Annotated in this window: 25 protein-coding genes; 12 read left to right on the top strand and 13 right to left on the bottom strand. The window is 54.0% G+C overall.

What is annotated here, in order from left to right; all coding sequences use genetic code 11:
- Positions 1-198: 198 nt before the first annotated feature.
- Positions 199-918: a monofunctional biosynthetic peptidoglycan transglycosylase gene (gene mtgA, locus ACK13D_RS06940; RefSeq protein WP_010251926.1), complete on the top strand. Its 720-nt coding sequence runs from the start codon at positions 199-201 to the stop codon at positions 916-918.
- A gap of 3 nt (positions 919-921) precedes the next feature.
- Here mtgA and npr read toward each other — a convergent pair whose 3' ends face one another.
- From npr to ACK13D_RS06885, 11 genes are all read right to left on the bottom strand, one after another.
- Positions 922-1194, bottom strand: coding sequence for a PTS phosphocarrier protein NPr (gene npr / locus ACK13D_RS06935; protein WP_010251923.1), 273 nt, complete (start codon positions 1192-1194; stop codon positions 922-924).
- Complete coding sequence (rapZ, locus tag ACK13D_RS06930; RefSeq protein ID WP_010251920.1) at positions 1191-2045, bottom strand: RNase adapter RapZ; 855 nt, start codon at positions 2043-2045, stop codon at positions 1191-1193. The genes npr and rapZ overlap by 4 nt, the downstream gene beginning before the upstream one ends.
- 47 nt (positions 2046-2092) lie before the next feature.
- A complete protein-coding gene (ptsN, locus tag ACK13D_RS06925) occupies positions 2093-2572 on the bottom strand; it encodes a PTS IIA-like nitrogen regulatory protein PtsN (RefSeq protein WP_010251916.1) in 480 nt (159 codons plus the stop codon).
- A gap of 152 nt (positions 2573-2724) precedes the next feature.
- Positions 2725-3012 (bottom strand): ribosome hibernation promoting factor, encoded by a 288-nt coding sequence (hpf, locus tag ACK13D_RS06920; RefSeq protein ID WP_010251913.1) that lies wholly within the window; start codon positions 3010-3012, stop codon positions 2725-2727.
- Between the two features lie 21 nt (positions 3013-3033).
- Positions 3034-4467: an RNA polymerase factor sigma-54 gene (gene rpoN / locus ACK13D_RS06915; RefSeq protein WP_010251911.1), complete on the bottom strand. Its 1434-nt coding sequence runs from the start codon at positions 4465-4467 to the stop codon at positions 3034-3036.
- A gap of 48 nt (positions 4468-4515) precedes the next feature.
- On the bottom strand, positions 4516-5241 hold the full coding sequence (gene lptB, locus ACK13D_RS06910) for an LPS export ABC transporter ATP-binding protein (protein WP_003851107.1): 726 nt from the start codon (positions 5239-5241) through the stop codon (positions 4516-4518).
- 5 nt (positions 5242-5246) lie between these two features.
- Entirely contained in the window at positions 5247-5798 is a 552-nt protein-coding gene (gene lptA / locus ACK13D_RS06905; RefSeq protein ID WP_010672013.1) for a lipopolysaccharide ABC transporter substrate-binding protein LptA, read from the bottom strand.
- Positions 5773-6345: an LPS export ABC transporter periplasmic protein LptC gene (gene lptC, locus ACK13D_RS06900; RefSeq protein WP_010251907.1), complete on the bottom strand. Its 573-nt coding sequence runs from the start codon at positions 6343-6345 to the stop codon at positions 5773-5775. Before lptC ends, lptA begins: the two co-directional genes overlap by 26 nt.
- Positions 6342-6908 carry a 3-deoxy-manno-octulosonate-8-phosphatase KdsC gene (gene kdsC, locus ACK13D_RS06895; protein WP_010251905.1) on the bottom strand — a complete coding sequence of 189 codons (567 nt, stop codon included), beginning with the start codon at positions 6906-6908 and terminating at the stop codon, positions 6342-6344. Before kdsC ends, lptC begins: the two co-directional genes overlap by 4 nt.
- 13 nt (positions 6909-6921) lie before the next feature.
- The gene (gene kdsD / locus ACK13D_RS06890; RefSeq protein ID WP_010251903.1) at positions 6922-7905 is read right to left on the bottom strand and encodes an arabinose-5-phosphate isomerase KdsD; all 984 of its coding nucleotides are present in this window, start codon (positions 7903-7905) and stop codon (positions 6922-6924) included.
- Between the two features lie 16 nt (positions 7906-7921).
- Complete coding sequence (locus tag ACK13D_RS06885) at positions 7922-8902, bottom strand: calcium/sodium antiporter (RefSeq protein WP_418796002.1); 981 nt, start codon at positions 8900-8902, stop codon at positions 7922-7924.
- On the opposite strand from ACK13D_RS06885, the gene ACK13D_RS06880 reads away from it, so the two are divergent.
- From ACK13D_RS06880 to murA, 8 genes are all read left to right on the top strand, one after another.
- Entirely contained in the window at positions 8901-9158 is a 258-nt protein-coding gene (locus ACK13D_RS06880) for a hypothetical protein (RefSeq protein ID WP_124889623.1), read from the top strand. The genes ACK13D_RS06885 and ACK13D_RS06880 overlap by 2 nt on opposite strands.
- Complete coding sequence (mlaF, locus tag ACK13D_RS06875; RefSeq protein ID WP_010672012.1) at positions 9130-9945, top strand: phospholipid ABC transporter ATP-binding protein MlaF; 816 nt, start codon at positions 9130-9132, stop codon at positions 9943-9945. Before ACK13D_RS06880 ends, mlaF begins: the two co-directional genes overlap by 29 nt.
- Positions 9946-9949: 4 nt before the next feature.
- Complete coding sequence (gene mlaE / locus ACK13D_RS06870; RefSeq protein WP_010251894.1) at positions 9950-10732, top strand: lipid asymmetry maintenance ABC transporter permease subunit MlaE; 783 nt, start codon at positions 9950-9952, stop codon at positions 10730-10732.
- 4 nt (positions 10733-10736) lie between these two features.
- The gene (gene mlaD, locus ACK13D_RS06865; RefSeq protein WP_010251890.1) at positions 10737-11282 is read left to right on the top strand and encodes an outer membrane lipid asymmetry maintenance protein MlaD; all 546 of its coding nucleotides are present in this window, start codon (positions 10737-10739) and stop codon (positions 11280-11282) included.
- A 15-nt stretch (positions 11283-11297) separates the two neighbouring features.
- Positions 11298-11933, top strand: a complete 636-nt coding sequence (gene mlaC / locus ACK13D_RS06860) for a phospholipid-binding protein MlaC (RefSeq protein ID WP_010251887.1) — start codon at positions 11298-11300, stop codon at positions 11931-11933.
- Positions 11933-12238, top strand: a complete 306-nt coding sequence (gene mlaB, locus ACK13D_RS06855) for a lipid asymmetry maintenance protein MlaB (RefSeq protein ID WP_010251883.1) — start codon at positions 11933-11935, stop codon at positions 12236-12238. Before mlaC ends, mlaB begins: the two co-directional genes overlap by 1 nt.
- A gap of 113 nt (positions 12239-12351) precedes the next feature.
- A complete protein-coding gene (ibaG, locus tag ACK13D_RS06850; protein ID WP_010251880.1) occupies positions 12352-12609 on the top strand; it encodes a BolA family iron metabolism protein IbaG in 258 nt (85 codons plus the stop codon).
- A 66-nt stretch (positions 12610-12675) separates the two neighbouring features.
- Positions 12676-13935 (top strand): UDP-N-acetylglucosamine 1-carboxyvinyltransferase, encoded by a 1260-nt coding sequence (gene murA, locus ACK13D_RS06845; protein WP_010251868.1) that lies wholly within the window; start codon positions 12676-12678, stop codon positions 13933-13935.
- Between the two features lie 73 nt (positions 13936-14008).
- Here murA and ACK13D_RS06840 read toward each other — a convergent pair whose 3' ends face one another.
- Positions 14009-14293, bottom strand: coding sequence for a helix-turn-helix domain-containing protein (locus ACK13D_RS06840; RefSeq protein ID WP_022625265.1), 285 nt, complete (start codon positions 14291-14293; stop codon positions 14009-14011).
- Between the two features lie 238 nt (positions 14294-14531).
- Positions 14532-15503 (bottom strand): octaprenyl diphosphate synthase, encoded by a 972-nt coding sequence (gene ispB, locus ACK13D_RS06835; protein WP_031592018.1) that lies wholly within the window; start codon positions 15501-15503, stop codon positions 14532-14534.
- A 257-nt stretch (positions 15504-15760) separates the two neighbouring features.
- On the opposite strand from ispB, the gene rplU reads away from it, so the two are divergent.
- The 3 genes from rplU to cgtA all read left to right on the top strand — a co-directional run bounded on the left by rplU (position 15761) and on the right by cgtA (position 17760).
- Positions 15761-16072: a 50S ribosomal protein L21 gene (rplU, locus tag ACK13D_RS06830; RefSeq protein ID WP_008925416.1), complete on the top strand. Its 312-nt coding sequence runs from the start codon at positions 15761-15763 to the stop codon at positions 16070-16072.
- Positions 16073-16087: 15 nt separating this feature from the next.
- Positions 16088-16345, top strand: coding sequence for a 50S ribosomal protein L27 (gene rpmA, locus ACK13D_RS06825; RefSeq protein ID WP_003851093.1), 258 nt, complete (start codon positions 16088-16090; stop codon positions 16343-16345).
- 242 nt (positions 16346-16587) lie between these two features.
- A complete protein-coding gene (gene cgtA / locus ACK13D_RS06820; RefSeq protein WP_191920111.1) occupies positions 16588-17760 on the top strand; it encodes an Obg family GTPase CgtA in 1173 nt (390 codons plus the stop codon).
- Positions 17761-17775: the final 15 nt, after the last annotated feature.

Here is a 17775-nt window from a genome sequence, read left to right as displayed (position 1 = left end):
GGCAATGAATGGAACCGATTCCTTTTTTGCGGAAGTACTTGAACTATTTCGAACTGTTGCAGCATGTTGATGCAAAATGATTGAATAAAGTCTGGAAACAGCCTGTCAGTTTTCAGCGATAATCGTAAAAAGGCTGCTTTTTTAGCAGTGATTACATGAGTGATTGATTAACGTCTGAAACAAGTGTGGGAAGATTGCATGAACAAGCATAAAGGAAGCGTCGGACAGCGTATCAGACGTATTGTTGGTCGTATCGTACTGGTGTGGCTGGGAATATGGCTGGCGGGCATTTTACTCTTTTCGTTCTTACCCGTGCCGTTCTCAGCGGTGATGGCTGAACGACAGATTGGAGCCTGGTTACGCGGTGATTTTAGTTATGTCGCCCATTCAGACTGGGTCGGCCATGACGAGATTTCGCCCTGGATGGGGCTGGCCGTTATCGCCTCAGAAGATCAAAAGTTTCCCACCCATTGGGGCTTTGATGTGGCGGCGATTGAGTCTGTACTGGATAACAGCGATAGCCGGATGCGTGGGGCGTCCACGCTGTCTCAACAGACGGCGAAGAATCTGTTCCTCTGGGATGGTCGCAGCTGGGTGCGTAAAGGTCTGGAAGCGGGTCTGACGGTAGGAATTGAAACGGTCTGGACGAAGCGGCGTATTTTAACCGTCTATCTCAATATTGCGGAGTTCGGGCCCGGCATCTTTGGCGTTGAGGCGGCTTCTCAGCGCTACTTCCATAAGCCTGCCAGCCGGCTGACCGCAGCAGATGCCGCCTTACTGGCAGCGGTGCTGCCTAATCCGATACGTTATCGTGCTGCTGCACCCTCAGGCTATGTCAGAGAGCGGCAGCAGTGGATACTGCGTCAGATGCGCCAGCTTGGTGGGGAAGGCTTCCTGCAGCGTAATCAGCTCGACTAAGCATTAATCTTCATCGAAACCCGCTTCAAATAACTCAATGACCGCTGCCAGCGCCGGGATCTCCTCCGGGCCGCTGGCTTCAATCTCAATGTGGCCGCCTTTTGCCGAGTCGAGCATCAGCAGCGCAATCACGCTGCTGGCTTCGGCTTCAGTGCCCGCTTCATTACGCAGTAATACTTCGGCATCAAAGCTCTGCACCAGCTCAAATAACTTCATCGCCGGACGTGCATGCATGCCCAGCTTATTTTTGATTTCTACAGTTTGTCTGACGGTCATGATTTGCGCTTTTCCAGCGTACGATGGCGTGACTGCACATTCTTACCCCGTGAACGGAAGTAATCTGCCAGCTGTTCTGCAATATAGACTGAGCGGTGTTTACCGCCGGTGCAGCCAATCGCCACGGTAAGATAGCTACGGTTATTGGTCTCCAGCATCGGCAGCCAGAGTTCAAGGTAGCTGCGCGTCTGGTAGATAAAATTATGCACTTCAGTGTGGCGATCAAGGAAGGCCGCCACAGGACGATCGAGGCCGGTCATCGGGCGCAGTTTGGGATCCCAGTGGGGGTTGGGCAGAAAGCGCACGTCAAATACATAGTCAGCGTCAATCGGAATGCCATGCTTGAAGCCAAACGACTCAAACACCATGGTCAGCTCACGTTCACGCTTGCCCAGCAGGCGGGTACGCAGCATCTCTGCCAGCTCATGCACCGACATCTCTGAGGTGTCGATGATCAGATCGGCACGTGAACGAAGTGGCTCCAGCAGATCGCTCTCTTCATCAATCGCGCTCTCCAGCGAGAGGTTTTTGCTGGAGAGGGGATGCAGACGGCGCGTATCGCTGTAACGACGAATCAGGGTGTTGCGATCGGCGTCGAGAAACAGCAGCTGAGGGGAAAATGTATCAGGCAGATTATTCAGTGCGGTTTCAAAAATTTCAGGGGATTCGGGCATATTACGCACGTCGATGCTGACCGCCGCCGAAATATTGCGCTCAGCCAGCGAGTTAGCTAACTCAGGCAGCAGCACGACCGGCAGGTTATCAACGCAGTAGAACCCCATATCTTCCAGCGCACGGAGCGCCACTGACTTCCCCGAGCCTGAACGACCGCTAACGATCATCAGCACCATGACCTTCTCTCCCGTTTTAAAACCGGCACCGGGCCGGTAAAGACGCGTTACTGCTCCGACTGGACTTCCGTAATAATGGCATAGAGCTCTTCATCACTCTGCGCTGCGCGCAGACGACGGCAAACCGTTTTATCTGCCAGACGCTTTGCCACCAGTGACAGGGTGTGCAGATGTGTTTTGCACTGGTCAGCCGGGACCAGTAAGGCAAACAACAGATCGACCGGCTGGTTGTCGACGGCATCAAACGCAATCGGCTGTTCGAGGCTGATAAACACCCCAACCGCGCGCAGCGTATCCTCTTCCAGCTTGCCGTGCGGGATGGCTATCCCGTTACCAATACCGGTACTACCCATGCGTTCGCGGGTCAGGATCGCTTCGAAAAGCGTCTGGTGCGGCAGGTTGAGCTGCTTAGCGGCCAGTTCGCTGATGATTTCCAGCGCACGTTTTTTGCTCTGGCAGTGGACGCCGCTGCGGGTGCAGTCTGGCGAAAGCACTGTGCTCAATTCCAGTGTGAGATCGTTGTTCATTATCGTTTCACTTGCGTGTTCACCAGGCCATTCACCGCCAGCGCGTATTGACGCGTGTGACAAACGGCGCCTGCTCAGATGACAAAACGGGGCGGATTATCCGCCCCATCCTGTCGGCTCTGCGCGCCAGGCGCGCGTCGCTAGCGTGAAGGTTAGTGTTTTTTCAGTTTATCTTTGTGTTTGGTCAGCTGACGGGTGAGCTTATCGATCAGTCCGTCAATGGCCGCATACATATCTTCCGCTTCGGATGTGGCGTGCAGCTCGCCACCATTCACGTGTAGTGTTGCGTCAGCCACCTGCGTGACTTTCTCAACCTTCAGGACAATATAGACCTGATTGATATGTTCAAAATAGTGTTCCAGTTTGGCAAATTTACCGTTGACGAATTCACGCAGAGGTGGAGTGATTTCAACGTGTTGCCCGGTCAGGTTCAGCTGCATAGGTCTTCCTTCTCATTTCTTTCAAACCAGTTGTTTACGCTGGTTCGATGGCGGGATGGATAAAGACTCACGATATTTGGCGACGGTACGCCGTGCCACCATGATCCCCTGATCAGATAACATGGAGGTCAGTTTACTGTCGCTCAAGGGTTTGGCTGGATTTTCCGCCGAAATTAATTTTTTCACCAGGGCACGAATCGCGGTAGAGGAGGCTTCACCGCCACCTTCCGTATTAACGTGACTGGAGAAAAAGTACTTCAGTTCAAAAATACCACGCGGGCTGTGCAGATACTTCTGCGTGGTAACGCGGGAGATGGTCGATTCGTGCATCTCAACGGCCTGGGCGATATCCGCCAGCACCATCGGGCGCATAAATTCTTCACCCTGCTCGAAAAAGGCCTGCTGCTGCTCAACAATACAGCGCGTCACTTTCAGCAGGGTATCATTGCGGCTTTCCAGGCTCTTAATCAGCCAGCGGGCTTCCTGCAGATTACTGCGAATGAACTGGCTGTCGCTGTCGTTCCGCGTCGCGCCGCTCATTGCCGCATAGTGCTGATTGATCTTCAGACGTGGCACGCTATCGGCATTGAGTTCAACCGTCCAGCGGCTGCCGATCTTACGCACCAGCACATCGGGAATGACATATTCTGGTTCGCCGGTGTTGATCGACTGACCCGGACGCGGGTCCAGCGACTGAATCAGCAGCATCGCCTCTTTCAGCACCTCTTCTTTGAGGCGTGTGACCCGCATCAGGCTGCGGAAGTCATGGTTTGCCAGCAGATCGAGATGTTCGCTGACGATCAGACGCGCCTCTGCCAGCATCGGCGTTTCGGGCGCATATTGTGAAAGCTGCACAAGCAGGCAGTCACGCAGGTCGCGCGCGCCAACACCAATCGGGTCAAAGCGCTGGATGCGTTTCAGCACCGCTTCAACTTCATCCGCTTCGAGCTCATCATCGCCGATGCTGTCAAGGATCTCCTCAAGCGAAACGGTGAGATACCCGGTGTCATCAATAGCATCGACAATAGAGGTGGCAATGGCGCGATCGGTATCGCTGAACGGCGTCAGGCCGACCTGCCACATCAGATAATCCTGCAGCGACTGGGTTGTTTCGCCCTGATAAACCGGTAACTCATCATCCTGGTAATCGGTGCCGGTGCCGGAAGGCGTACCCGCGGTGTAGATCTCATCCCAGGTCGCATCCAGCGGCAGTTCATCAGGCATCTCTTTCTGCTCAAGCGCTTCGCGTGTATCCAGCGCCTCGGCCTCTGAAGACTCCCGTGAATCGATCTCTTCATGCAGGTCAGTCTGCTCAAGCAGCGGATTACTTTCCAGCGCAAGCTGAAGCTCCTGCTGGAGTTCAAGCGTAGAGAGTTGCAGCAGGCGAATCGCCTGTTGCAATTGCGGAGTCATTGCCAGCTGTTGGCTGAACCTGAGTTGTAAACCTTGCTTCATAGACAGGATGATCGTTCCCAGGTAAACATCGGTATTAACGACACCTTATCAGAGTCTGAACTCTTCACCCAAATAAACCCGCTTAACCTGCTCATCCGCAAGAATTTCATTCGGTGTGCCGTGTGCGATCAGGTGCCCCTGGCTGACGATATAAGCCCGCTCACAGACTGCTAACGTTTCGCGTACGTTATGGTCGGTAATCAGCACACCGAGGCCGCTGTCACGCAGATGCTCAATGATCTTCTTAATGTCGATAACGGAGATGGGGTCAACACCGGCAAAAGGTTCATCCAGCAGGATAAATTTAGGATTAGCCGCCAGCGCCCGCGCAATCTCAACACGACGTCGCTCACCACCCGAAAGTGCCTGGCCCATGCTGTCGCGCAGGTGCTCAATGTGAAACTCTTCCATCAGCTCACGGGCACGATCCTGGCGTTGCTCTTCGGTCAGATCGTCACGGATCTGCAAGACCGCCATCAGGTTATCGTAGACGCTGAGGCGACGGAAGATCGATGCCTCCTGCGGCAGATAGCCGATGCCACGACGCGCACGGGCATGCAGCGGCAGGATGCTGATATCTTCATCATCAATAATAATGCGGCCAGCGTCACGCGGCACAATGCCCACTACCATGTAAAAGGTGGTGGTTTTACCGGCACCGTTCGGGCCCAGCAGGCCGACAATCTCGCCGGATTTTACCTGCAGGCTGACATCTTCTACCACGCGACGGCCTTTATATGCCTTCGCCAGGTTTTCTGCGATTAATGTGGCCATAGCTATCAGTTACTCTTCTTTCCGCTGTTGGACGAACCTTTGTCCTGAAGTTGCGACGGCACCAGTACAGTCGTGACGCGCTTGTTCTGGCCCTGACTGAAAGCCTGCATTTTCTGCTCTTTCACCAGGTAGGTAATACGATCGCCTTTGATGTTGCTGTCCTGCTGCTCAATGAACGCATTGCCGGTCAGTTCAACGAAATCATTAGCCAGTTCATAGTGCAGTTTTGCGGCATGGCCCTGCACCGGCTTACCGCTGTCCTGCATCTGATAGAAGGTGGCGGGATTACCGTAGGCGTCAACGATGGTTTTCTTGCTGTCGCCGCCCGGACGGGTCACCACGACTTTATCTGCCGTGATTTTAATTGAGCCCTGCGTCACGATGACATTGCCGGTAAAGGTCGCGACATTGCCTTGCAAATCCAGCGCCTGATTCTGCGAGTCAATATTGACGGGCTTGTCCGAGTCACCGGTCAGAGCCAGCGCCGGAACGCTGGTTGCCAGCAGCATGCTGGCCAGTAAAAGCTTCAGGCTATTTTTGTTCATTTTGAATTTCATAAGAGGTTTTGACCTTCTCGATTAACTCGGCGTTTTTTGTCCGTAAATTGCCGCGCATTTTCATGCCGGTGGAGTTAAAACTGCGGCCATACAATGTCACCTGGTCATCAGAGGTAACGTCCTGAGTGACAAGATTAATCTGGGCGTTATCGGTTTTGATCCGCTCAAGCTGAGAATCCTGCGTCAGCGTATTCAGCTCAACATGGCCATACAGGTAAAGCATACGATCTTTGGTGAGCTTTGCTTTATCCGCGCGTAACGTCCAGGTAGGGATTTTGTTCTCATCAAAGGTGGTCATGACCGGATTGTCGAACCAGCTCAGTTCATCATCCGAGAAATAGGTCACTTTGTCAGAGACCAGTTTATATGACAGCGCGCCCTGCGGGTTATAAACCACAGTGTGTGAATCAGCACTGGTGTAGGTCGGTGACTGACTGTCCGTCCCGACTGGCGTGCCATCGTCATCCTGGTTAGTAAGATTCCAGCCGATCAAAACCAGTGCAATCAAGGTCAGAATCAGCGTTATCCAACGCCTGCTTTTACTCATACTGATTGCCCTTTGGCATCCTCAAATTTGTTCTGCGCCATTAAGATCAGGTCACATACTTCGCGAACTGCACCGCGTCCACCGGCAATCCGCGTGACATAATGCGCGCGCGGCAACAGGATCGGATGTGCATCCGCCACCGCCACGCTTAAACCCACTTTCGCCATAACCGGCCAGTCGATCAGATCGTCACCAATGTAGGCGACCTGGTCGTCGGAAAGAGACAGTTTATCCAGAAGTTCACGATAGGCCAAAAGCTTATCCGATTGTCCCTGATAAAGATGACGGATGCCGAGCGTTTTGCAGCGATCTTCCATCAGGCGGGCATTGCGGCCGGTAATAATAGCCACTTCCACATCGGAGGTCAGCAAACAGCGAACGCCGTAACCGTCCCGCACGTTGAATGCCTTCAGCTCTTCGCCATTATTCCCCATGTAGATCACTCCGTCGGACATCACGCCATCGACATCGCAGATCAGCAGACGAATCCTGCTGGCGCGCGCCATAACGTCAGCGCTGACCGGGCCGTAGCAGGTTTCAATCGGGTGGGTTGCCTGTTGCATTTTCTCTTCCTGTTCAGACTACGCCAGCGCGCAGCATGTCATGCATATGTACCACACCGAGCAGATGGTCGTCATCGGCCACCAGAATCGAGGTAATGTTTTTGGTCTGCATCAGGTTCAGGGCTTCCACTGCCAGCATATTAGGCCGGACGCGGATGCCACCTGGCGTCATCACTTCCCCGATGGTGGCGCGCTGGAAATCGATGCCCATATCAAAGATGCGGCGCAGGTCACCATCGGTAAAGATACCTTCAATTTTCATCAGGTCGTCGACGATCACCGTCAGCCCCAGATTTTTGCGGGTAATCTCCAGCAGCGCATCGCGCAGCGAGGCGTCCCGTGTGACGTGCGGCAGTTCATCGCCACTGTGCATGATATCAGCCACATGCAGCAGCAGTTTACGGCCCAGCGCACCGCCAGGATGGGACAAAGCAAAGTCTTCGGCGGTGAAGCCGCGCGCTTCCAGCAGCGAAACCGCCAGCGCGTCACCCATCACCAGCGTGGCTGTGGTACTGGTGGTCGGTGCCAGACCCAGCGGGCAGGCTTCCTGCGGAACATGGACACACAGATGCACATCGGCAACCCGGCCCATCGCACTGTCAGGCCTTCCGGTCATGCAGATCAGCGTAATGTGCTGACGCTTTAAAACCGGAATCAGCGCGAGGATTTCGTTCGACTCACCGCTGTTGGAGATGGCGATGACCACATCATTTTTGCTCACCATGCCCAGATCGCCATGGCTGGCTTCGGCCGGATGAACAAAAAAAGCGGGCGTGCCGGTACTGGCAAAGGTCGCCGCCATTTTTTTGCCGATATGGCCAGACTTGCCCATGCCCATCACCACCACTTTACCCTGACAGGCGTAGATCAGGGCGCAGGCGCGGGCGAAATCGTCGTTAATATATTGATCGAGTTGTTCCAGACCTTCGCGCTCAATGCGCAGTACGGTTTTCCCCGCCTGCTGGAAATCAAATGCTGTTGGTTGCTGATATGACATAGTGAGTCTGTCCTTGTTAGCCGTCCATGAATGCCGGCTGCATCCACAGCAGCGTCACCCAGACGAAGAAACCACAGAGTAAAAATAAGCCTGCCGTTCGGCCAACGCGGCGGCGACGTAGCAGGCAGAGCAGGGCAAACAGCACGCTGACTCCCAGCATCACCCAGTAATCACGGGCAAAGGCGTGATAATCGACACTGCCAGGGTGAATCAGCGCCGGCAGACCCAGCACAATGGCAATATTATAAATGTTGGCGCCGATCAGATTGCCGATCGCGATATCATCTTCGCCTTTCAGCGCACCGGCAATAACCGTTGCCAGCTCGGGCAGGCTGGTGCCCACGGCGATCAGCGTCAGGCCCATCACCAGCTCGCTGACGCCAAAATGGTCGGCAAACGCAGTGGCATTGTCGATCACCATTCGTGTCGACATCGGCAGGATAATCAGCGCGACGGCCAGCCAGAGAAAGGCCACCGTATTTCCGCTCTCTTCGCGTGGCAGCTCGGCCAGCTGCTCGCGGGTCAGGGTGTCGTTGTTATCCCGTTCTGCTTTACGCGCAATGCGAATCACCACCATCAGATAAATCGCGGCAATGGCGATCAGGCCTATTCCATCCAGTCGACTAAGCTGATTGTCAAACAGCATGAAACCGCTGAGCAGAGTAACCAGCAACATTAACGGCAGTTCACGGCGTATCAGATTAGAATGGACGCTGAGCGGGTGCATAAGCGCAGCGGCACCCAGGATGAGTAAAATATTGGTAATATTCGAGCCGAGCGCGGTGCCAACAGCAAGATCCATCTGGCCATGCTGCGCCGCGGAAAAGGAGAGGATCATCTCTGGCAGCGAGGTGCCGATGCTGACAACGGTCATGCCAATAATCAGTGGCGGGATGCCAAATGATCGACACAGTATAGAGGCGCTAAACACCAGACGATCGGCACCATATGCCAGTAAAAGCAAACCGATAATCAGCAGTGCAGAAGCTACGAACATGAAAAATCCTTGCGTAAAAACCCAGGCCGGCAATGCCTTTCCCGACCGGTTTAAGGTTCTGTTTGGCGAGACAGGCGCTGATTTTGACCGTCCGGACGGCAAAAGTAAATTTAATGACCATTTTCGCCAAATCTTAGCGGTAAGTTTCTGTAAAGCTATCGTGAATCAGGACCGAACAGGCTACCATCGTACCCCATGTTTACGCCCGATCCTTACAAGAGGTTATAATGATCCAGCAGCAATCGAATCTGGTTGAGGTTCGTGGCGTGAGTTTTTCGCGCGGAGATCGCACCATCTTCGATGACATTTCGCTGACCGTGCCAAAAGGCAAAGTGACGGCGATAATGGGGCCGTCGGGGATAGGAAAAACCACGCTGCTACGCTTGATTGGGGGGCAACTTCAGCCGACCCGCGGTGAAATCTTTTTCCGTGGTGAAAACATTCCGTCATTGTCTCGCACTAAATTGTACGAAGCGCGCAAAAAAATGAGCATGCTGTTCCAGTCTGGCGCGCTGTTTACTGACCTGACGGTCTATGAAAATGTTGCCTGGCCGCTGCGTGAACATACCCGTCTGCCTCCTCCGCTGCTGCACAGCACAGTGCTGATGAAGCTGGAAGCGGTGGGTCTGCGTGGCGCGGCCCAGCTGAAGCCCGCGGAGCTGTCGGGCGGAATGGCGCGTCGTGTGGCACTGGCGCGCGCTATCGCGCTGGAGCCGGAACTGATCATGTTTGATGAGCCTTTCGTCGGTCAGGATCCGATCACGATGGGTGTGCTGGTAAAACTCATTGATGAACTGAACCATGCTCTGGGCCTGACCTGTATTGTGGTCTCGCACGACGTACCGGAAGTACTGAGTATTGCGGACTATGCCTATATCGTGGCCGGACAAAAAATTATCGCACACGGCACCACGCCGGAGTTGCGAGCGAACAATGACCCGCGCGTTCGCCAGTTTATTGATGGCGATGCGGATGGTCCGGTTCCCTTCCGTTTTCCTGCCGGCGACTATCTCGCTGATTTAACCGGCTCAGGGAGTAACTAAACTGATGGTGTTGAAGGCGCTGGCGACATTTGGACGTCAGGGAATTGAAACGTGCGCCAGTTTTGGACGCGCAGGACTCATGCTCTTTCATGCGCTGGTGGGCAAGCCAGCGTTCCGCAGACACACGCCGCTACTGATTAAACAACTTTATAGCGTCGGCGTGCTGTCGCTGCTGATCATCGTGGTTTCCGGTCTGTTTATCGGCATGGTGCTTGGCCTTCAGGGTTATCTGGTCTTAAACACCTATGGCGCGGAAACCAGCCTCGGTATGCTGGTGGCGCTGTCATTGCTGCGCGAACTGGGGCCGGTTGTGACCGCGCTGCTGTTCGCCGGACGGGCAGGGTCTGCACTGACCGCCGAAATCGGCCTGATGAAGGCCACCGAACAGCTCTCCAGTATGGAGATGATGGCGGTTGACCCGTTGCGCCGGGTGGTCTCGCCGCGCTTCTGGGCCGGTTTTATCAGTATGCCGTTACTGACGCTGATTTTTACCGCGGTAGGGATTGCCGGTGGGGCGCTGGTCGGGGTGAGCTGGAAAGGGATTGATCCTGGTTTCTTCTGGTCGGCGATGCAGAATGCCGTCGATTTTCGTGCCGATGTGGTTAACTGCCTGATTAAAAGTGCGGTATTTGCCATTACCGTGACGTGGATTGCGCTGTTTAACGGCTATGATGCGATTCCAACCTCTGAAGGGATTAGTCGCGCGACGACGCGCACTGTGGTGCACGCGTCACTGGCGGTGCTCGGATTGGATTTTGTGCTGACAGCACTGATGTTTGGGAATTGATGCAATGCAAAGCAAAAAAAGCGAAATCTGGGTTGGCATATTTATGATTATGGCGTTGCTGGCGGCGCTGTTTCTCGCGCTGCGCGTCGCCGATTTAAAGTCAATGGGCACCGAGCCGACGTGGAAGCTCTACGCCACCTTTGACAATATTGGTGGTCTCAAAGCCAGTTCGCCGGTCAAGATTGGTGGGGTGGTGATTGGCCGGGTGACCGACATTGAGTTAGAGCCGAAAACGCTGCTGCCGCGTGTCACCATGGACATCAGCGATCAGTATGCGAATAAAATTTCAGACACCAGCTCGCTGGCGGTTCGCACTCAGGGACTACTGGGTGAGCAATTCCTGGCACTCAATTTAGGATTTGACGATCCTGAACTGGGTTCGGCGATGCTGAAAGATGGCGATACGCTGCGCGATACGAAATCCGCCATGGTGCTCGAAGACCTGATCGGTCAGTTCCTTTATAAGAGCGGCGATAATAAACAAAACAGTGAAAACAAGGATGCGCAGGAAGGCGACAGTGCTGCGCCTGCGGCACCGGCTCAACCTTAAAGAAGAGGGTATACCATGTTTAAACGTTTACTGATGATTGCCATGCTGGTGGTTGCGGTACCGCTGACGGCAACCGCAGCCGATCAGAGCAACCCCTACAAACTGATGAATGAAGCGGCGCAAAAGACGTTCACCCGTCTGAAAAACGAGCAGCCGAAAATCAAGCAGGACCCTAACTACCTGCGTCAGATTGTGCGTCAGGAGCTGCTGCCCTATGTGCAGATCAAATATGCGGGCGCGTTAGTGCTGGGCCGCTACTATCGTGATTCGACGCCCGCTCAGCGTGAAGCCTACTTCAGCGCCTTTGGTGACTATCTGGCGCAGGCTTATGGTCAGGCACTGGCACTGTACAACGGACAGAGCTACCAGATTCAACCTGAGCAGCCGTTAGGCGATGCCCAGATTGTCGCTATTCGCGTTTCCATTATCGATCCAAATGGCCGTCCACCGGTTCGCCTCGACTTCCAGTGGCGTAAAAACAGCCAGAGCGGTAACTGGCAGGCGTATGACATGATCGCTGAAGGCGTCAGCATGATTACCACCAAACAAAATGAGTGGAGCGATCTGTTACGTACCAAAGGTATCGATGGTCTGACGGCGCAGCTGAAATCTTCTGCGGCACAGCCAATCACGCTGGATAAACAACAATAATGCACGAATCGTTACGCTGGGAGCGGGAAGCCAGCACGCTATTACTGAAAGGCGAACTGGATCGCGACACGCTGATGAGCCTGTGGCAGCAACGTGAAACGCTGATTAAAGATGTCGATACCATCGACGTCGCGGCGCTGGAGCGTGTGGACTCTTCCGGGCTTGCCCTGCTGGTGCACCTGCGGGAAATCGCGCGGGCACAGGGTATTACCCCTCGCTTTACGGGCATCAGCGACAAACTGCATTCGCTGATAACGCTTTACAATCTGCAACAGATTATTGTTTCTGCGGATAAAAGCGCCTGATTTCCGGTTGTTATGCTAAGCCCCTGTTTTCAACAGGGGCTTTTGCGTATTTAAGAGTCAGCCGCTTTCCTCTACTATGTCAGCCTTATTATTATTAAGTGAAGTTAAGCCCAATGGAAAACAGTGAAATTCAGGCCGTGCTGATGGCAGCATTGCCTTTAGATGAAGTGCATGTGATGAGCAATGATGGCAGCCATTTTCAGGTGATCGCCGTAGGCGAACTGTTTGGCGAACTGAGCCGCGTAAAAAAGCAGCAGGCTGTCTACGCGCCGCTGATGGAATTTATCGCGGATAACCGCATTCATGCTGTCTCTATCAAAACCTATACTCCCGCTGAATGGGCGCGTGACCGTAAACTCAACGGTTTCTGATCCCCAGCGGGGTGAACTCGTCGCTGGCGAGTCCAATCTTTAGCTAGTTAATTGAGAGCCGTGTTAATGGACAAATTTCGTGTGCAAGGCCCCACCCGCTTAAGTGGTGAAGTAACCATTTCCGGGGCAAAGAACGCCGCGCTTCCTATTCTGTTTGCTGCGCTGCTGGCTGAAGAGCCGGTCGAGATCCAGAATGTGCCAAAGCTGCGCGACATTGATACCACCATGAAGCTGCTGAGCCAGCTGGGTGCGAAGGTGGAACGCAACGGTTCTGTGCATGTCGATGCCAGCGCGGTAGATGTATTTTGTGCGCCTTACGATCTGGTCAAAACTATGCGTGCCTCAATCTGGGCGCTGGGCCCGCTGGTGGCGCGTTTTGGTCAGGGTCAGGTTTCCCTGCCGGGTGGCTGCGCTATCGGCGCGCGTCCGGTTGATCTGCACATCACCGGTCTTGAACAGCTGGGTGCCGAGATCAAGCTGGAAGAGGGCTACGTGAAAGCGTCAGTCAATGGCCGCCTGAAGGGCGCACTGATTGTCATGGACAAAATCAGCGTCGGCGCGACCGTGACCATCATGAGTGCTGCGACGCTGGCGACCGGTACCACCGTGATTGAGAATGCGGCGCGTGAGCCGGAAATTGTCGATACCGCCAACTTCCTTAACACCCTGGGCGCCAGAATCAGTGGTGCAGGCAGCGATAAAATCACCATCGAAGGCGTAGAGCGTCTGGGTGGCGGTGTTTATCGTGTCCTGCCGGATCGTATCGAAACCGGTACCTTCCTGGTGGCTGCGGCCATTTCGGGTGGCAAAGTGATGTGTCACAAAACCCAGCCGGATACGCTGGATGCTGTGCTGGCCAAGCTGCGTGATGCGGGTGCCGATATCGAAACCGGTGAAGACTGGATCAGTCTGGATATGCACGGCAAGCGGCCAAAAGCGGTCAACGTGCGCACTGCACCGCATCCAGGTTTCCCGACCGATATGCAGGCGCAGTTCACACTGCTAAACATGGTTGCGGAAGGCACGGGCGTGATTACCGAAACCATCTTCGAAAACCGTTTCATGCATATCCCGGAACTGATTCGTATGGGCGGACATGCTGAGATTGAGAGCAACACGGCGATCTGTCATGGGGTTGAAACCCTGTCAGGTGCGCAGGTGATGGCGACCGATTTGCGTGCGTCTGCCAGCCTGGTTCTGGCCGGTTGTATTGCGGAAGGAACGACGTTTGTTGATCGCATTTATCACATCGATCGTGGCTATGAGCACATCGAAGATAAGCTGAAAGCCATGGGCGCAAACATCGAGCGCGTCAGCGAAGAGTAATCCCGCAGATGCTCTGAAAGAGCCAGCCCCCTTTGGGGGCTGGTTTTTTTTCGCCTGAGGATCGCCTGAGTTTTCAGGCGGTATCGGAATGATCGACAGGCGCCCGGATACGTTTTCTGCGATCCAGCAGGCAGTGGGTCTCGGGATCGTAATAGCGGCTGGGCCAGATCTCACAAGGATGAACCTTGATCGCGTCAGCGATCAACCATTCGCCCTTGGGCCATGGACGCGTGAGCGCATTAGCCAGCGTTGATGAACTGAGACCTGCTGCGCGTGACAGCGCCGCGAGTGTCATTCCACGCTTATGCAGCGCCGCGATAATGTCAGCCGGGTGCCAGTCTTCCATCCTTTTTTGCATATCCTGTTCTCCTTTTCCCTGTCATTGCGTCGTCCAGCAGGACGTGAGCTTTCCTTTTTACCGTTATCTGGAAAGATTGAGGTTTTTATAGCAAATAGTTCCCATTAGTTTCCAGTAATATTTGGATCCAGCATCTGATCTGTGGGGTGGCATGCAAAAGGAGTGCAACAGCTAAGAGATAACAAAAAGAAGTGAGAGCAGGGACGTAAAAACGGAGCCTGTCAGGCTCCGTGAGGGATCAGAAATCGCGCTGAACTGACATGTGCGCCAGCGACTCCAGCGCACTGCGCCACGGCGATTCGGGCAGAATACGCAAGGCGTCAATGGCTTTATCCGCTTCCTGTTCGGCGCGGCTGCGCGTCCATTCGAGTGAACCACACTGATTCATCGCTTCCAGTACCGGTTCCAGCAGATGGCGGCCATTTCCCTGCTCAATGGCTTCACGGATCATCTTCGCCTGCTCAGGTGAGCCGTGCTGCATAGCATGCAGCAGTGGCAGCGTGGGTTTGCCTTCACTCAGATCATCGCCGGTATTTTTGCCCAGCGTCTCGCCGTCAGCACTGTAATCCAGTAAGTCGTCAATTAACTGGAAAGCGGTGCCCAGATAGCGCCCATAATCCTGTAGCGCTTTTTCCTCTTCAGGTGTGGCTTCAGCCAGTATCGCCGAGGCCTGCGAGGCCGCTTCAAACAGACGCGCGGTCTTGCTGTAAATCACGCGCATGTAACTCTCTTCGGTGATGTCGGGATCGTTGACGTTCATCAGCTGCAGGACTTCGCCCTCAGCAATCACGTTTACCGCTTCTGACATCAGCGCCAGGATACGCAGCGAACCCATGCTGGTCATCATCTGGAAGGCGCGGGTGTAAATAAAATCACCGACCAGCACGCTTGCCGCATTGCCAAACGCCGCGTTCGCGGTCGCTTTGCCACGACGCATATCGGATTCATCCACGACATCGTCATGCAGCAGCGTGGCGGTGTGGATAAATTCGATCAGCGCCGCATTGGTCACGTGAAGATCGCCCTTGTAGCCCATGGCACGTGCGGATAGCACGGCAATCATGGGACGGATACGCTTGCCCCCACCACTGATGATGTAGTAGCCCAACTGGTTGATGAGCGAGACATCTGAATTCAGCTGGTCGAGGATGGTCTGGTTAACGGCAGCCATATCCTGTGCGGTTAATTCATTAATCTGTTCTAAGTTCATTCGTCTTTTCAGCTATGACTCGTTATCTCTGCCATGGTAAGTGCTTTTACCCAGCCAGCGTTCAGGTAATCTGTTACTGATTGTACTTGAATTTTCTGCCTGAGAAACGGTTGCATTCAGCCTGTGTTTTTTTTCTGCAAGAGTGTGCAAAGTGCTCTTGTCTTCTTCTGGAGTTTTGCGTAGAATTCGCGCCCTATTGTGAATATTTAGCGCGCCGCCTGATGAACTAAAAGGCAAGCGCAGAAGCGGAGTTTTATATGTACGCGGTTTTCCAAAGTGGTGGTAAACAACACCGAGTAAGCGAAGGTCAGACCGTTCGCCTGGAAAAGCTGGACATCGCAACCGGTGAAACGATTGAGTTTGACCAGGTTCTGATGATTGCTAATGGCGAAGACGTGAAAATCGGCGCGCCACTGGTTTCAGGCGGAATGATCAAGGCAGAAGTTGTTGCTCACGGTCGTGGCGAGAAAATTAAGATCGTTAAGTTTCGTCGTCGTAAGCACTACCGTAAGCAAGCAGGCCATCGCCAGTGGTTCACTGATGTGAAAATCACTGGTATCACGGCATAAGAGGAGATCTGACAAATGGCACATAAAAAGGCTGGTGGTTCGACTCGAAATGGTCGTGACTCCAATGCAAAACGTCTGGGTGTAAAACGTTTCGGTGGCGAATCTGTTCTGGCAGGTAGCATCATCGTTCGTCAGCGTGGCACCAAATTCCACGCCGGTACCAATGTAGGTTGTGGTCGTGACCACACCCTGTTTGCTACCGCAGACGGTAAAGTACAGTTCGAAGTTAAAGGTCCGAACAACCGTAAATACATCAGCATCGTTGCTGAGTAAGGTTGTCGTGACGCAGACGTTTGACGTCTGAACGCACGAATTGAAGGCCCCGCAGCTCCTGCGGGGCTTTTTACATTCTGCGGTCTGTTGCGGTAAAAGCGACGCATCACAAAAGTTTGCTGTACACTTTATGTACGCACTGGCGAAAGCCAATCCTGATTTATCCGCCGCTGGTCAGCGCAGAAGACCCTGGCGGACCCGTCTGCAGAGTGCTGCAGGCGATTGTGTGACGGAGATAGAAAATGAAGTTTGTAGATGAAGCGACAATTTTGGTCGTCGCCGGTGATGGCGGTAATGGTTGCGTAAGCTTCCGCCGCGAAAAATATATCCCGAGAGGCGGCCCTGATGGGGGTGATGGCGGTGACGGCGGTGACGTTTATCTGATCGCTGATGAAAACCTCAACACCCTTATCGATTATCGTTTCGAAAAATCTTTCCGCGCCGAGCGTGGGCAGAACGGCCAGAGCCGCGACTGTACTGGCAAACGCGGTAAAGATATCGAAGTTAAAGTGCCGGTCGGCACCCGGGTTATCGATCAGGGTACCGGCGAGACACTGGGCGACATGACGCGTCACGGTCAGAAACTGATGGTCGGCAAAGGCGGCTGGCATGGCCTGGGTAACACCCGCTTTAAATCATCTGTAAACCGCAGTCCGCGCCAGAAAACCATGGGTACCCCAGGTGAAAAGCGCGATCTGCAGCTGGAGCTGATGCTGCTGGCAGATGTCGGGATGCTGGGCTTACCGAATGCCGGTAAATCGACCTTTATCCGTGCCGTATCGGCAGCGAAGCCAAAAGTGGCGGACTATCCGTTTACCACGCTGGTGCCGAGCCTGGGCGTGGTTCGTATGGACAGCGAGCAGAGCTTCGTCGTGGCCGATATCCCTGGCCTGATTGAAGGCGCAGCCGATGGCGCAGGCCTCGGCATTCGCTTCCTGAAGCACCTTGAGCGCTGCCGCGTGTTGCTGCACCTGATCGACATCGACCCTATCGATGAAAGCGATCCGGTTGAAAATGCCCGCATCATTCTCGGCGAGCTGGAAAAGTACAGCGAGAAGCTGTTCAACAAGCCACGCTGGCTGGTCTTCAACAAAATTGATCTGATCAGTGAAGAAGAAGCGCAGTTACGGGCTAAAGCGGTGGCTGAAGCACTGGGCTGGGAAGATAAGTATTACCTGATTTCTGCCGCAAGCCGTACCGGTGTCAACGAACTCTGCTGGGACGTGATGAGCTTCATCAACGCTAATCCGAAAGAAGCGGAGCTTGAAGAGAAGCAGCCGGAGAAAGTGGAGTTCATGTGGGACGATTACCACAAAGAAACCATTGAAAACACGGTTGAAGTGGAAGATGAAGAGTGGGATGACGACTGGGATGATGAAGACGACGAAGGCGTTGAAATTATCTATCAGCGTTAACCGATCGCCTGCTAC

The sequence above is a fragment of the Pantoea sp. K16 genome (assembly GCF_048452805.1).
GTDB classification, from domain to species: Bacteria; Pseudomonadota; Gammaproteobacteria; order Enterobacterales; family Enterobacteriaceae; genus Pantoea; species Pantoea agglomerans.
The sequence above is the reverse complement of the archived record's forward strand: the minus strand, read 5'-3'. Positions and strand labels throughout refer to the sequence as shown.

What these genes read in the sequence shown, in the direction of transcription:
- rpoN (WP_010251911.1), bottom strand. Translation starts at nt 4,467, where the DNA reads ATGAAGCAAGGTTTACAACTCAGGTTCAGCCAACAGCTGGCAATGACT.
- lptA (WP_010672013.1), bottom strand. Translation starts at nt 5,798, where the DNA reads ATGAAATTCAAAATGAACAAAAATAGCCTGAAGCTTTTACTGGCCAGC.
- ACK13D_RS06885 (WP_418796002.1), bottom strand. Translation starts at nt 8,902, where the DNA reads ATGTTCGTAGCTTCTGCACTGCTGATTATCGGTTTGCTTTTACTGGCA.
- ptsN (WP_010251916.1), bottom strand. Translation starts at nt 2,572, where the DNA reads ATGAACAACGATCTCACACTGGAATTGAGCACAGTGCTTTCGCCAGAC.
- rplU (WP_008925416.1), top strand. Translation starts at nt 15,761, where the DNA reads ATGTACGCGGTTTTCCAAAGTGGTGGTAAACAACACCGAGTAAGCGAA.
- murA (WP_010251868.1), top strand. Translation starts at nt 12,676, where the DNA reads ATGGACAAATTTCGTGTGCAAGGCCCCACCCGCTTAAGTGGTGAAGTA.
- mlaD (WP_010251890.1), top strand. Translation starts at nt 10,737, where the DNA reads ATGCAAAGCAAAAAAAGCGAAATCTGGGTTGGCATATTTATGATTATG.
- kdsC (WP_010251905.1), bottom strand. Translation starts at nt 6,908, where the DNA reads ATGCAACAGGCAACCCACCCGATTGAAACCTGCTACGGCCCGGTCAGC.
- mtgA (WP_010251926.1), top strand. Translation starts at nt 199, where the DNA reads ATGAACAAGCATAAAGGAAGCGTCGGACAGCGTATCAGACGTATTGTT.
- cgtA (WP_191920111.1), top strand. Translation starts at nt 16,588, where the DNA reads ATGAAGTTTGTAGATGAAGCGACAATTTTGGTCGTCGCCGGTGATGGC.
- lptC (WP_010251907.1), bottom strand. Translation starts at nt 6,345, where the DNA reads ATGAGTAAAAGCAGGCGTTGGATAACGCTGATTCTGACCTTGATTGCA.
- ACK13D_RS06840 (WP_022625265.1), bottom strand. Translation starts at nt 14,293, where the DNA reads ATGCAAAAAAGGATGGAAGACTGGCACCCGGCTGACATTATCGCGGCG.
- ACK13D_RS06880 (WP_124889623.1), top strand. Translation starts at nt 8,901, where the DNA reads ATGAAAAATCCTTGCGTAAAAACCCAGGCCGGCAATGCCTTTCCCGAC.
- mlaC (WP_010251887.1), top strand. Translation starts at nt 11,298, where the DNA reads ATGTTTAAACGTTTACTGATGATTGCCATGCTGGTGGTTGCGGTACCG.
- mlaB (WP_010251883.1), top strand. Translation starts at nt 11,933, where the DNA reads ATGCACGAATCGTTACGCTGGGAGCGGGAAGCCAGCACGCTATTACTG.
- ispB (WP_031592018.1), bottom strand. Translation starts at nt 15,503, where the DNA reads ATGAACTTAGAACAGATTAATGAATTAACCGCACAGGATATGGCTGCC.
- rapZ (WP_010251920.1), bottom strand. Translation starts at nt 2,045, where the DNA reads ATGGTGCTGATGATCGTTAGCGGTCGTTCAGGCTCGGGGAAGTCAGTG.
- hpf (WP_010251913.1), bottom strand. Translation starts at nt 3,012, where the DNA reads ATGCAGCTGAACCTGACCGGGCAACACGTTGAAATCACTCCACCTCTG.
- ibaG (WP_010251880.1), top strand. Translation starts at nt 12,352, where the DNA reads ATGGAAAACAGTGAAATTCAGGCCGTGCTGATGGCAGCATTGCCTTTA.
- mlaE (WP_010251894.1), top strand. Translation starts at nt 9,950, where the DNA reads ATGGTGTTGAAGGCGCTGGCGACATTTGGACGTCAGGGAATTGAAACG.
- mlaF (WP_010672012.1), top strand. Translation starts at nt 9,130, where the DNA reads ATGATCCAGCAGCAATCGAATCTGGTTGAGGTTCGTGGCGTGAGTTTT.
- npr (WP_010251923.1), bottom strand. Translation starts at nt 1,194, where the DNA reads ATGACCGTCAGACAAACTGTAGAAATCAAAAATAAGCTGGGCATGCAT.
- lptB (WP_003851107.1), bottom strand. Translation starts at nt 5,241, where the DNA reads ATGGCCACATTAATCGCAGAAAACCTGGCGAAGGCATATAAAGGCCGT.
- rpmA (WP_003851093.1), top strand. Translation starts at nt 16,088, where the DNA reads ATGGCACATAAAAAGGCTGGTGGTTCGACTCGAAATGGTCGTGACTCC.
- kdsD (WP_010251903.1), bottom strand. Translation starts at nt 7,905, where the DNA reads ATGTCATATCAGCAACCAACAGCATTTGATTTCCAGCAGGCGGGGAAA.